The sequence below is a fragment of the Thermoanaerobacter sp. RKWS2 genome (assembly GCF_026240795.1).
GTDB lineage: Bacteria > Bacillota > Thermoanaerobacteria > Thermoanaerobacterales > Thermoanaerobacteraceae > Thermoanaerobacter > Thermoanaerobacter ethanolicus.
The window spans coordinates 2,192,157-2,205,778 of record NZ_CP110888.1 but is presented as its reverse complement, the minus strand read 5'-3'; the positions used below and the strand labels follow the sequence as shown (position 1 = coordinate 2,205,778).

General features: G+C 33.2%; 10 protein-coding genes and 3 pseudogenes. 8 read left to right on the top strand and 5 right to left on the bottom strand.

Going from position 1 to position 13,622, the window contains the following annotated elements:
• Positions 1-12: 12 nt before the first annotated feature.
• The 4 genes and pseudogenes from hisH to hisIE all read left to right on the top strand — a co-directional run bounded on the left by hisH (position 13) and on the right by hisIE (position 2,765).
• A pseudogene (gene hisH / locus OEI98_RS11640) lies at positions 13-623 on the top strand (imidazole glycerol phosphate synthase subunit HisH).
• Complete coding sequence (gene hisA, locus OEI98_RS11635) at positions 614-1,321, top strand: 1-(5-phosphoribosyl)-5-[(5-phosphoribosylamino)methylideneamino]imidazole-4-carboxamide isomerase (protein WP_003866544.1); 708 nt, start codon at positions 614-616, stop codon at positions 1,319-1,321. Before hisH ends, hisA begins: the two are co-directional and overlap by 10 nt.
• On the top strand, positions 1,322-2,083 hold the full coding sequence (gene hisF / locus OEI98_RS11630) for an imidazole glycerol phosphate synthase subunit HisF (RefSeq protein WP_003866545.1): 762 nt from the start codon (positions 1,322-1,324) through the stop codon (positions 2,081-2,083).
• Between the two features lie 22 nt (positions 2,084-2,105).
• Complete coding sequence (hisIE, locus tag OEI98_RS11625) at positions 2,106-2,765, top strand: bifunctional phosphoribosyl-AMP cyclohydrolase/phosphoribosyl-ATP diphosphatase HisIE (RefSeq protein ID WP_004400582.1); 660 nt, start codon at positions 2,106-2,108, stop codon at positions 2,763-2,765.
• Between the two features lie 32 nt (positions 2,766-2,797).
• Here hisIE and glyA read toward each other — a convergent pair whose 3' ends face one another.
• Positions 2,798-4,039, bottom strand: coding sequence for a serine hydroxymethyltransferase (gene glyA / locus OEI98_RS11620; RefSeq protein ID WP_003866547.1), 1,242 nt, complete (start codon positions 4,037-4,039; stop codon positions 2,798-2,800).
• Between the two features lie 324 nt (positions 4,040-4,363).
• Positions 4,364-5,299: a dipeptidase gene (locus OEI98_RS11615; protein ID WP_019907940.1), complete on the bottom strand. Its 936-nt coding sequence runs from the start codon at positions 5,297-5,299 to the stop codon at positions 4,364-4,366.
• Between the two features lie 158 nt (positions 5,300-5,457).
• Between OEI98_RS11615 and OEI98_RS11610 the strand changes: the two genes are divergently transcribed.
• Complete coding sequence (locus OEI98_RS11610) at positions 5,458-6,867, top strand: PIG-L deacetylase family protein (RefSeq protein ID WP_266038024.1); 1,410 nt, start codon at positions 5,458-5,460, stop codon at positions 6,865-6,867.
• Positions 6,868-6,879: 12 nt separating this feature from the next.
• On the opposite strand, the gene OEI98_RS11605 is transcribed toward OEI98_RS11610, so the two are convergent.
• The 3 genes from OEI98_RS11605 to OEI98_RS11595 are packed head-to-tail and all read right to left on the bottom strand — an operon-like array spanning position 6,880 to position 8,945.
• Positions 6,880-7,965: a GerAB/ArcD/ProY family transporter gene (locus tag OEI98_RS11605; RefSeq protein WP_004400576.1), complete on the bottom strand. Its 1,086-nt coding sequence runs from the start codon at positions 7,963-7,965 to the stop codon at positions 6,880-6,882.
• Between the two features lie 54 nt (positions 7,966-8,019).
• Complete coding sequence (locus OEI98_RS11600; protein WP_266040684.1) at positions 8,020-8,409, bottom strand: Na/Pi symporter; 390 nt, start codon at positions 8,407-8,409, stop codon at positions 8,020-8,022.
• A complete protein-coding gene (locus OEI98_RS11595) occupies positions 8,409-8,945 on the bottom strand; it encodes a Na/Pi symporter (RefSeq protein ID WP_266038021.1) in 537 nt (178 codons plus the stop codon). Before OEI98_RS11595 ends, OEI98_RS11600 begins: the two co-directional genes overlap by 1 nt.
• A gap of 127 nt (positions 8,946-9,072) precedes the next feature.
• Here OEI98_RS11595 and OEI98_RS11590 point away from each other — a divergent pair.
• From OEI98_RS11590 to kdpA, 3 genes and pseudogenes are all read left to right on the top strand, one after another.
• Positions 9,073-11,402 (top strand): annotated as a pseudogene (locus OEI98_RS11590) (sugar phosphate nucleotidyltransferase).
• 441 nt (positions 11,403-11,843) lie between these two features.
• A complete protein-coding gene (locus OEI98_RS15385) occupies positions 11,844-11,921 on the top strand; it encodes a potassium-transporting ATPase subunit F (RefSeq protein ID WP_082413696.1) in 78 nt (25 codons plus the stop codon).
• Between the two features lie 13 nt (positions 11,922-11,934).
• Positions 11,935-13,619 (top strand): annotated as a pseudogene (gene kdpA, locus OEI98_RS11580) (potassium-transporting ATPase subunit KdpA).
• The last annotated feature ends 3 nt before the right edge of the window (positions 13,620-13,622 follow it).

Here is a 13,622-nt window from a genome sequence, read left to right as displayed (position 1 = left end):
GGCGGTGAAAAATTGATAGGGATTATTGACTATGGAATGGGAAATTTAAGAAGTGTAGAAAAAGCATTTAAATACGTAGGCTATGAGGCAAAAATTATAAAAGATGTAGCTTCGGTAAAAGAGGCTCATGCATTAGTTCTTCCTGGAGTGGGAGCTTTTCCTGATGCGATGGATACTCTCATTAAAACAGGCATGTTAGAAGAGATAAAAAGACAAATCGACAAAGGTAAGTTGTTTCTTGGGATATGTTTGGGGATGCAGCTTTTATTTGAAAAAGGCTTTGAAATAAAGGAAACTGAGGGTTTTAAGATCTTTAAAGGGCAAGTAATAGAACTTCCAAAGCATAATAAAATTCCTCACATGGGATGGAATAGTCTTGAAATAAAAAGGAAACTCCACTTCTTAAAGGAGTGGAGAATGGAGATTATGCGTATTTTGTTCATTCTTATTATGTAGCCAACAATGAAGAGAAATATGTGTATGCAGTGACTGATTATGGTGTTCAGATTCCTGCAGTTATAATTAAAGACAATGTTTTTTCTTGTCAATTCCATCCTGAGAAGAGCGGAAAAGTGGGGCTTAAAATTTTAAAGAATTTTGGAGAGATGGCAAAATGGTTTTAATACCTGCAATTGATATTATGGAAGAAAAATGTGTAAGGCTTACAAAAGGAGATTTTAATACCAAAGAGGTTTATTATGAAAATCCCGTTGACGTAGCTAAAATGTGGGAGGAATTAGGAGCAAAGAGAATTCATGTGGTAGATTTAGATGGTGCAAAACAAGGTCATTTGGTAAATGGTAATGTCATTGAACAGATTACAAAAAACTGTAAAGCCGAGATAGAAGTAGGTGGAGGAATAAGGAATAGAGAAACTATCGATTATCTTTTTTCTGTAGGTGTTAAGTATGTAATTTTAGGTTCGGCGGCAATATATGACAAAGATCTTCTTCTTTATTCCCTTTCCAATTACGGAGAAAGGACGATAGTGGGTATAGATTCAAAGAATGGAGAAGTTGCCGTAAGTGGATGGCTTGAAAAGACTAAAATAAAAGATATGGAGTTAGCTAAAAAAATGAAAGAAATAGGAGTAAAAACGATAATTTTCACTGATATTTCTAAAGATGGAACTCTTAATGGACCAAATTTTAAAGCTTTAGAAAATATTTTAAAAACAGGTGTTCAAGTGATAGCATCAGGAGGAATATCCTCAATTGAGGATTTAAAAAAGCTTAAAGAGATGGGAGCATATGGTGCGATAATTGGAAAAGCCTTATATATTGGAAAAATAAACTTTAAAAGTGCTTTGGAGGTAATATAAATGCTTGCAAAAAGAATAATTCCTTGTTTAGATGTGAAAGACGGCAGGGTAGTAAAAGGAGTTAACTTTTTAAATTTAAAAGATGCGGGAGACCCTGTCCAGATAGCATCAGAGTACAATGAATTAGGAGCAGATGAGCTTGTATTCTTGGACATTACTGCTTCTTATGAAAAACGAAAAATAATGATAGAAGTTGTAAAAAGGACTTCTGAAAAAGTATTTATTCCTTTAACTGTTGGCGGTGGAATTTCAGACCTTGACGATATAAAAGATATTCTAAGAGCAGGGGCTGATAAGGTTTCAATAAATACCCAAGCTGTGAAACAACCAACTCTTATTCGTCAGGCCGCTGTACGTTTTGGAAGCCAATGTGTGGTTGTAGCAATTGATGCCAAGAGGCGAAGTGATGGCTCGGGCTTTGATGTGTATATAAACGGCGGAAGGGTAAACACAGGGCTTGATGTGATTGAGTGGGCTAAAAAAGTAGAGTCTTTAGGAGCAGGAGAAATACTTCTTACAAGTATGGATAAAGACGGTACTAAAGATGGGTATGATATAGAGCTTACAAGAATGGTAAGTGAAGCTGTCAATATCCCCGTTATAGCTTCTGGAGGTGCAGGAAATAAAGAGCATTTTAAAGAGGTTTTTACTGAAGGCAAAGCTGATGCTGCGTTAGCGGCTTCTGTGTTTCATTACAGGGAGTTGGAAATAAAAGAAGTTAAAAGATATTTAAAAGAAGAAGGTATACCAGTGAGAATTTAAATTTATCGAAAGGATGTAGAGAATGATTGATATAGAGGAATTAAAGTTTGATGAAAAAGGACTTATTCCTGCGATTGTGCAAGACTACAATACAAAACAAGTATTAATGTTGGCTTATATGAATGAGGAAAGTTTAAAATTAAGCTTGGAAAAGGGAGAAACTTATTTTTTTAGCAGAAGTAGAAAGGAAATTTGGCATAAAGGGGAAACTTCAGGTAATACCCAAAAGATAAAAAACATATTTTATGACTGCGATGGGGATGCTTTGCTAATTGAGGTGGAGCCAAAAGGGCCGGCATGCCATACAGGGAATGTAAGCTGTTTTTATAGGAGCTTTTTAGGTGAAGTTGAAAATTATGACATGGAAATACTTAAAATGCTATATGAACGGGTAAAAGATAGAAAGACAAACCCGGCAGAAGGGTCTTATACTAATTATTTGTTTGAAAAAGGCATAGATAAGATTTTAAAGAAAATTGGCGAAGAAACTACGGAGGTAGTGATAGCTTCCAAAAATGACTCCAAAGAAGAGATAGTGTATGAGGTTTCAGATTTACTTTATCATTTAATAGTTTTGTTAGTTGACAAAGGTATAAAGCTCGAGGATGTATACGGTGAGCTTGGCAGAAGGTATTATAAGCCAAAGGAATTTAAAGAAGAACATAAAGAGAGAAAGAAATAGGGAAAGTCAGTAAAAGACTTTCCATATCTTCTTTATATGAGGTCCTCATAAAGAGGGTATTTTTTGAGAAGATTTGCTACTCTTTCTTTTGCTTTTTCTTTATAGTTTTCATCCCTTATTACATTGACTATAATGTCCGCTATTTCTACCATATCTTCAGGTTTCATTCCTCTTGTTGTAACAGCTGGAGTTCCCAGTCTCACACCAGAAGTGACATTTGGCCCTAATGGGTCAAAAGGTATAGCATTTTTGTTGCAAGTTATGTTTACTTCATCTAATCTTGTTTCTAACTCTTTGCCTGTTATTCCTGTGTTTCTTAAATCCAACAACATCAAGTGGTTATCAGTTCCACCTGACACTAAATTTATTCCTCTTTCCATTAATGCATTTGCTAAAGCTTTTGCATTTTCGACAATTCTTTTTTGATATTCTTTGAATTCATCGGTGAGAGCTTCTTTAAAACAAACGGCTTTTGCTGCTATTATATGCATTAAAGGGCCACCTTGTGTGCCCGGGAAGAGTGCTTTGTCTATTGCTTTTGCGTATTCTTCTTTGCAAAGAATAGCTCCTCCTCTTGGGCCTCTTAAAGTCTTATGGGTGGTAGTCGTAACGACATCTGCATAAGGAACAGGATTAGGATGAAGACCTGCTGCTACAAGACCAGCTATATGAGCCATGTCTACCATTAGGTAAGCTCCAACCTTGTCTGCAATTTCTCTAAATCTCTTAAAATCGATTATCCTTGGGTAAGCGCTAGCACCTGCGACAATCAATTTGGGTTTGTGCTTTTTTGCGACTCTTTCTACTTCATCGTAATCTATATATCCTGTATCTTCTCTTACTCCGTAAGATACGAAATTATAGATTTGGCCTGAAAAATTGACTTTGCTTCCATGAGTGAGGTGCCCTCCATGGGCTAAATCCATTCCCAGCACAGTATCTCCTGGCTTTATAAGAGCAAAATAAGCAGCCATGTTTGCCTGTGCTCCTGAATGAGGTTGTACATTTGCGTGTTCAGCACCAAAAAGTTTTTTGAGCCTTTCTCTTGCTAACTCTTCAGCTATATCCACATATTCGCAACCGCCGTAATACCTTTTATTTGGATACCCTTCTGCGTATTTATTAGTAAGAGGGGACCCCATTGCTTCCATTACAGCTCTACTTACAAAATTTTCAGAAGCTATAAGCTCTATTTTATTTCTCTGCCTTATAAGCTCTTTTTCAATTGCGTCTGCAATTTCTGGATCAGTTTTTCTTATTATTTCAATATCCATGACTTTACCCCCTATGTTTCATTTATATTTCTATTATAAATTTTTTGTATACTATATTCAATAACAAATCTCTCATCGCAGTGTCACAATTAACAAAAAGTTAATATAAATTTAACAAAATTAACGAGATTTTAATTTTAAAACTCACAAATTTGGTTATAATATAAGATGAGCTCCCTTAAAGATACCCCCTATCCCTCAAAAAAATTTTATTGAGGTCTTGATTTTTTTGAAAAAGGACTGTATAATGTATACTTGGTCAAAACAATGACTCCCCCTTTAACATATGCAAGCCCTTGGAATATTCCAGGGCTCCTTTTGTTTTTATATCAAAATTTTCTTTATGAGATTTTCAAAATTTTTGTGAGTAATTTTAGCAATTTGTTCTTCAGTATATCCTCTTTTTATTAGGCATTCTACAATTTTAGGAAAGTGTGATATATCTTCTAAACCTTCTGGTGTACTGCTAATCCCATCAAAGTCAGAACCAAAACCTACATAATCTTCTCCTACTAATTCGCATATATAATTTATATGATTTAAAACATCTTCTAATGTAGCTTGACCTTCATCTCTTAAAAATTGTGGAGCAAAATTTATTCCAATTACACCGCCTTTTTGAGCTATCGCTTTTATTTGCTCATCTGTCAAATTTCTTCTGTGGGAGCATAGGGTTTTAGCATTAGAATGAGAAGCTATAATAGGTTTCTCACTAAGTTCTACTACATCCCAAAATCCTTTTTCATTAAGATGAGATACATCTACAATCATTCCTAGGCGATTCATCTCTTTTACAACTTCTTTGCCAAAGGAGGTAAGCCCCGATTCTTTAACACCGTCTACTCCGTCCCCTAAATCGTTTCTCAAACTCCATGTTAAAGTGAGAGCTCTTACTCCTAATTTGTAAAACATCCTAAGAAGAGAAATTTCACCTTCTAAAACTTCGCCGCCTTCTATAGAAAGCAATGCTCCAATTTTTCCTTTTTCTTTTGCTTTATCTATATCTTCTCCTTTTAATATTAATCTAAATTCTTTTGTTTCTTCGATTACTTCATGCATTTTGTCAATCATCTTTAAAGCCATTGTAGCAGCATTTTTTCTCATCTGTGTTGGGTCTACAAATACAGCAAAAACCTGTAAGTGAACTTTACCTTCTTTCATCCTTTGTAAATCCACATGACCTTCTTTTGACCTTTCAGTGAAATCTATTTTTTTGTCCACTAAATGATAAAGAGTATCACAGTGAAAATCTACAAACATATTCATCCTTCCCCCTTTTTATTTTTTCTTCGTAGTATGATTGTATCACAACAAAATATTTTTCAAAATTTGAGATTATTAATTAAAAATTAATTATCATGTAATAATTTGTTCATAAATGTATAGTACAATAATAGCATGAATGGAGGCAGAGTAGCATGATAAATAAACGGACTATTTACTTTTCTTTGTTTATTGCTTTATTAATAGGAATATCCTATATAATGAATTGGGAAATGGCTATTGCAAACTTCGCAGAAAAAGGTACACTGCCAACTTTTGATGACCCTGGGCAAAGAATCCTCATTATAGTTCCTCATCCTGATGATGAGACTTTAGGAATGGCAGGAATTATTCAAAGAGCTGTAGAACTTAAAAGGCCTATTAAAGTAGTAATAGTCACAAGTGGAGAGAGTTACAAGAAAGCTGCAATGTCATTTTGTGGTAAAACAAATCCTACTCCTCAAGATTTTTATCGTTTTGGACTTGCAAGACAGCAAGAAAGTATTGTTGCCATGAGAGTTTTGGGATTACCGCGACAAGATTTAATTTTTTTAGGGTTTGCTGATGGAAGCATCAGATTTTTGTGGAGCCAATATTGGGATAATGGCCGTCCAAGAGTGAGTGGCGGAATTCATGTGGCATATGCTCCTTATGATACAGTTTATAAGCCGGGTATTCCATATACAGGACAAAATTTAGTTAATGAACTTACGGAAATAATTAAAGATTTTAAACCTACTGATATATATTATCCTTTAGCAGATGATATGCATCCCGACCATTGGGCAGTAAGCAATTTTGTGAGATATACTATTACCGCTGTGAATATAAATGTCCGTGAGCATATGTTTTTAGTCCATCATCCACAATGGCCAGTGCCATGGATGGCGGAGAAAAATAGGCCCATGTTACCTCCTGTAGATATGAAAGATAGTAACACAGAATGGCAATCTTTTGACTTAACTCCAAAAGAAATAGATTTGAAACAAGTGGCTATAAAACAATATAGGACCCAAATAGATGTTATGGAACCATTTTTAATGGCTTTTGTAAGAAAAACCGAATTATTTGCTACAAAACCTGTCATCACTATTCCTGTAGTTGATTCAAAACCAGATTTACAAAGTAGAGCTTTGCCTCATACTCTTTTAAAAGTGTATACTGGTGGCATGTTAAATGAGGAAATATACAGAAGTGCAGCTTTAACGCGATTAGGAGCTTTTTATTACGACAATAAATTGTACATCGGCTTAGAATCGGCAAGACCAATATCTAAAAAAGTAATTTACCATGTTGAAATGAGGCTATTTTATAAAGATCAAAATGATATAAAACGTATTGATTTAGGAATTGTAAATGGAAAATTATATCAGTATAAAAGGGCAGAAAATTCTTTGACAGATGTCATAGCAGCAAAACCTATAATCAATGGAAATAAAATGTGGGTTGAAGTAAAAATACCACAGGTGAATAATTTAAGATATATATTTATGGGAGCGGATTCTATTTATAGGAATCGTCTTATAGATAAAATACCTTGGAATATGTATAAAATAGGTGAGTAAAAGAGAAGGCTTTTAAGGTTTTCTCTTTTCTTTTATGTTTAGAAATAGAAAAGTAATCATAGGTAAAATTATTTGTAGAGGTACATGTATGTAAAAAGGAGTAAATTTAAGACCTATAAGTATGTGGGTTTGATAACTGTCGGCAATTATAAAAGAAGCAGCAAAAATCATCGACAAAACAGGGAAAAGCAGGTATTTATAACTTTTTAATTCCAACGCATTTTTTATCATGGTAAGTCCCGCATAAGTAAATACGCTAATCTTAAAAAATACCCCTATAATCATTATAAATACATACAAAGTGTCTAGGTTTTTTAAATTTCCTAAATTTATTAATCTTATAACTTGATACAATGGGAAATTTTCTCTTGAAGCTTCATCTGCTCCTAAAGAAGAAATTATAATGATATTGTTAAAGGACAATAGTAGACCAGTAAAAACAGTGGTTATCAGCATTATCTTTTTTATCTTTTCCTTTTGTTTTACTTTATCAAAAACTGTAGTAAAAGCAATAAGTTCACCAAATGGAAAAGTCACAATTAGAGGAATTGCTGCTTTGATTACGGGAACAATTCCATTTTCTAAAATTGGTAAAAGCCTTGAAAAACTAAAATTATCTCCCATCATTATCATAGTTGTTTGAAAAGCCATAATAGCTAAAATAAGAGGGAGCAAAATTTTAGCAACGCGGGCAAGTACACATATATCAAATAGGAGGTAATACATTACTAATATAAGCATAAAAGAAGAAAAAATATATGTAGGTGTTCGAGAATATATTGTATTTACACTGAGTTCTACATAGTCTCTTACGTTTCTTGAAGCAATGTATAAAAAGTACAGAGCATAAATTAGAGATAAAGTTTTACCTATATATTTCCCATAAACAAACTCAAGTAACTGTGGAAGATTTTTTTGCGATTTTTCAAAAGAGGAGACGTACATAAGTGTAATTGGCAGAGAAATAAGCATTGCAATTAAAATAGAAAGCCAACAATCTTGTTTTGCTTTAATTCCCAAACAAAAGAGTACTGATGTTCCAATCTCAAAAGTTATCATTAAAAACAATAAATCGCTAACTTCTAATCTTTTGTTCATTGTTACCACCTTGAAAATAAACTTTAATATTAGGATTCCTATTAATTGAATTTTTTATTTATTTACTAATTTATCTATTAAAACAAAAAGTTGCTTAAGAAAAGGAATTATCAAAAGTGCAGAAAAAAGATTAAAAAATGTGTGGGCGTTTGCCACCTGTCTTAAAGGATTGTGGGGGGAGATGAGTTTCAAAAACTCTGCAAAAAAATTTGTAAAAGGCAAAAAGAGTATAGTGCCCCCTATATTAAGAAAAATGTTAAAGAGAGCTATTTTTTTCCCTTCTTTGTTAGAGGCAAAGCTCAGTATGATAGCCTCTGAGCAAGTTCCAATATTTAAACCATATATTATTGGCAATGCTTGAGGCAAGGTTATTAGTTGAGAGGAGACCAAAACTTGTAGTGTTGCTATACCTACATTACTTGATTGAAGGATTAATGCTGTGATTATTCCAGCAAGAATTCCCCAGAAAGGATTTGAAAGATTAGCACTAATAAGCTCGAAGTTAGAATTTTTTTAAGAGGCATTGTAGCCAGTTCCATTATCTTAAGACCATAAAATACTAATCCAAATCCTAAAAATACATTTCCTACAAATTTTAATTTAGTATTGCAATTTTGGAAATGTAGTACAGAACCTATAAAAACTAAATAAGGGGCTATTTTAAACAGATTAAATGCGTAAAGCTGCACGGCAATAGTAGTTCCAATATTAGAACCTATAATTATACCTGCTGCGCTTTTAAGAGTTAAAAGCTCTGCTCCTGCCATTGTTACTGCGATTACAGTTACCATGCTACTGCTTTGAATAATTAAGGTTATAAAAAAACCTATTATTATTGATTTTAATAAATTGCTTGCAAAATTGTTAATAATTTGAGAAATTTTTTGTTGTGAGAAGACCTTTAATCCCCTTGTTAAAGTAAAAATTCCCCAAATAAATACTCCTATTCCTGCCGCGAAATATATTAAAGAGATTATCATTTTTACTCCCCCGCAAAGTCCTTTCCTATTTCAATTTTATGTTGCCAATGTCTTAAAATGAATAATTTTTCATTAAATAAAAAACACTAAGAATTAGAGGTTAATAATATTTTTTAGAGGTGGTTGGATGAAAGGGATAATCATGGCGGGTGGAGAAGGAAGTAGACTAAGACCTTTAACAGCCGATATACCTAAGCCTATGGTACCTGTTGCAAATAAACCTGCGATAAAGCACATAGTGGAACACTTACACAAATATGGAATCAAAGATTTAGCTGTTACGCTTTTTTACTTGCCTCAAAAGATTAAAAAATATTTAGAAGAAGAATATGGGGATGAAATAAAGTTTTATATAGAGGATAAGCCGTTAGGGACGGCAGGCAGTGTCAAAAATGCTAGAGACTTTCTAAATGATACTTTTATTGTTATGAGCGGAGATGTAATTACTGATGTTAATATAAAAGAAGCTTATGAGTTTCACAGAAAGAAAGGGGCAAAAGTTACTCTTATTTTGACAAGAGTAGATGTGCCGTTGGAATATGGTGTTGTGATTGTGGATGAGGAAGGCAAAATAAAAAAATTTTTAGAGAAACCTTCTTGGGGAGAAGTGTTTAGCGATACAGTAAATACGGGTATATACATAATAGAACCAGAAATATTGGAGTTTATACCTCAAGATAAGCCTTTTGATTTTAGTAAAGATTTATTTCCTATGTTGTTGAAAAATGATATTCCAATGTACGGTTATATTACAGGAGGATATTGGTGTGATATAGGAAATACCAATCAATACATCACTAGTCATTTTGATATTTTAGAAGGAAGAGTAGATTTAGGATATAAGGATAAGTTACTTAAAAAGGGAAAGGTAATAGGTAAAAATGTTACAATTTCTCCTGAAGCTAAAATCATCCCTCCTGTGATTATAGGAGACAATGCAATAATTGAAGCTAACGCTGTTGTAGGACCTAACGTAATAATTGGTAAAAATAACTATATAAAGAAAGGGAGCAGTTTAAAAAATGCTGTATTGTGGGATGAAATAATTGTAGATAAAAATTGTGAATTAAGGGGTTGTGTAGTTTGCAATAGAGTGAGAATCGGCAATAATGTCCGAATTTTTGAAAACAGTGTTATAGGGGAGAGTTGTAAAATAAAATCCTTTGCTGAAATAAAGCCAGAGGTAAAAATATGGCCCTATAAAATAATAGATGAGGGCTCTGTGATCACAAAAGATGTAGTGTGGGGGAATGGAAGGAAGCCTTTGACTTTTGGGTATAGGGGGATTAAAGGAGTTTTTAATGAGGATATTACTCCTCAAATTGCAGTTGAAATTGGAGAAGTTTTTGGAAATATAGTGAATAGCAGTGTGTTGGTAGGACACGATGGGGATATTGTATCTCAATTTATAAGCGATTTAATAAGTTTTGGGCTTGTATCTGGTGGTTGTGAGGTCTTAAAAGTCAATAATACTCTTTTACCCACTTTAAGATATGGAATTAAGAAAAATAAGTGTGGAGGAGGAATCTATGTAGAGGAAGAAGAAGGAAATTTAAGGATTTTGTTTCTCGATAAAGAAGGGTGTGATATCGATAGAAACTTAGAAAAGAAAATAGAGAACAAATTGAGAGTATATGATATTGAACGAGTTGATGGGAAAAATTTAAAACCTATAAGAGAAATTGATATAAACAACGATTATCTTAACTTTCTTTTTAAAAAAGGACTGCATATAAAAGTTTTAAAATTAAACCTTACAATGAAAAAACAAAACTGCTATTAGAAGCCATAGGTAAAAATGAGTTTTTTATAGCAGAGGAGTGTTATGATGTAGGGATACTTTTTTATAAAAATGGAGAAAAAGTTAAACTCTACGACGAAAAGGGAAGAGAATTTGATGAAGATGAACTTGAGTTTATAAGAATGTTAATTGCTAAAGAGCAAGGGGTTAAAAAATTTGTACTTCCTTTTGATAGTTCCAAATATTTGACAGAATTTGCGAAGGAATTTGCAATTGAGACTGTAAGCAGCAAAATTTCTCATAAAGATAGAATGAAAACAATAGTGTCGAAGGAAGGTATGGAAAAAGACCTACAGATTAATTTAGATTTTGACGGCTTTAGTTTTTTACTAGACCTTTTAGAATACTTACAACATACCTCTCAAAAACTTTCCTCTATAAAAGATAGTTTTCCTTTAAGATATAGAATATCCAAAAGTATAAAATGCGATTGGAGAGATAAAGGGAAAATAATAAGAATGCTTTTTGAAAAGGCTGATGAAGGAGCAGAATTTTTAGATGGTTTAAAGTTTAATAAAGAAGATTCATGGGTGTTAGTAGTACCGGATTATGAATTACCTGCTTGTAATATTTATATAGAAGCTCCTACAAAAGAGAGAGCTGAAGAGTTATTTTCAATGTATGAAAAAGAAATTAAAAGTATTATACAAAAATAAAATACGCTTTTATAAAAACAATTGGAAAGTGATGTAAAGTGATAGATTACATAGTATACAATAGTTGTAACGCTTTACATCCTATTTTTTTGCGCAAAAAAGGATTTAAAGGCATAAAAGCCTTTTTGATGTTTATTGAGTTGAATAATATAATATATATGGTACAATGAATAGTAAATAAATTAACAAAAATGATGGAAGACATGGCAATATGTAAAAGTGTTGTCATGTAGTCCGCCTCATAAAGAAAGAGTGCGGGCTTTTTATGTTTAAATTTAATATTTTTATAAAAAATCGATAATAATAATTAGAGGTGAAGGAGAATATGGATTTTATAATTCTATTAGGATTTGTAACATTGTACTATGTTGTAAAAGGAATAGTTAAATGGTGTTGTGATTTGGTAGAAGCTAATTCTTATGAAGTAGGGGTGTATTAAAGGTGGCCTTATTGTATGTGGTTTTTTTTCTTTTACTCCTTTATTTGTTTTATGCTTTAATACATCCGGAAGAATTCTAAGGGAGGAAAGTGCATGTATTCGAATATAGAACTTTTTACTATGATATTGGTTATAGTTCTTTTAACTAAACCAGTTGGGACTTATATGTACAAAATATTTGAGTATAAACCGATGAAATTGGACAAAGTTTTTTTACCTGTAGAAAATTTTATATATAAACTTTCAGGGATCAATGCAGAAGAAGAAATGAGCTGGAAAAAATATGCATTGTCCTTTTTGCTTGTTAATACGGTAATGATGATAATTGGGTATATTATATTGCGAATACAAGGATTTTTGCCTTTAAATCCTACTGGAGTTAAAAACATGGAGTCTTCTCTTGCTTTTAACACGGCAATAAGCTTTACGACAAATACAAACCTTCAACACTATGCTGGGGAAAATGGCGTAACTTTTTTAAGCCAAATGATCGTAATAGTATTTTTGATGTTTACTTCTGCGGCTTCAGGGTTAGCGACTGCAGCAGCTATAATGAGAGGACTTAGCAGAAAAACAGATGGATTGGGAAATTTTTATGCAGATTTTGTAAGAGTAGTAGTAAGGCTTCTGCTTCCTATCTCTGCAATTGTCACTCTTATATTAGTATGGCAAGGAGTTCCTCAAACTTTTGCTGGGAAAGTAGTTGTGGATACATTAGAAGGTGGTAAGCAAACTATTATAACAGGTCCCGTAGCTGTATTAGAGTCAATTAAACACTTAGGAACAAATGGCGGTGGATTTTTTGAGGCGAATTCTTCTCACCCCTTAGAAAATCCTACTTGGCTTACCAATATGATTGAAATGCTTCTTATGATGCTTTTACCTGCATCTTTAATTTACACTTATGGGTTAATGACAAACAATAAAAAACACGCTTTGGTATTATACATTTCCTTGTTTGTGATTTTTATTCTTTTGGCTGTTGGAGCAGTTTATGCGGAAAGTCATCAAGGAGTGGCTTATTCGAAATTACATATTGATGGTACGCCTTATGGAAATTATGAAGGAAAAGAAGTTCGCTTTGGAGTCTCACAATCTCCACTATTTGCGACTGTGACTACTGCTTTTACAACAGGTTCTGTTGACAGCATGCACGATTCTTATACACCTTTAGGAGGAGCAGTGCCGCTTATCCTCATGATGTTAAATACCATTTTTGGAGGAGATGGAGCAGGACTTCAGAATATAATAATGTATACAATATTGACGGTATTTTTGACAGGGCTTATGGTAGGAAGAACTCCAGAATATTTAGGAAGAAAAATTGAAACTAAAGAGATAAAACTTATAGCCCTTGCAATATTGGTTCACCCTTTTTGATACTTTTTTCATCTGCTTTGACAGTGATGCTAAAAGTGGGAGCTTCTTCTGTAACGAATCCACTGTACCATGGACTTACACAAGTTTTGTATGAGTTTTCTTCTGCGGCGGCAAATAATGGTTCTGAATTTGCAGGATTTATAGGAAACACTGTGTTTATGAATATAATGACAGGTTTAGTTATGTTCTTTGGAAGATATATAACCATTATTCTTATGTTAGCTGTTGCAGGTTCTATGGCGGAGAAAATTCCTGCACCGCCATCACCAGGTACTTTTAGAACAGACAATGCTTTGTTTGGAGCAATTTTTATAGCGATTGTTGTAATTGTAGGAGCTCTTACTTTCTTCCCAGCGATAATATTAGGACCTATTTCTGAGTTTTTGAGCATGACGTAATGG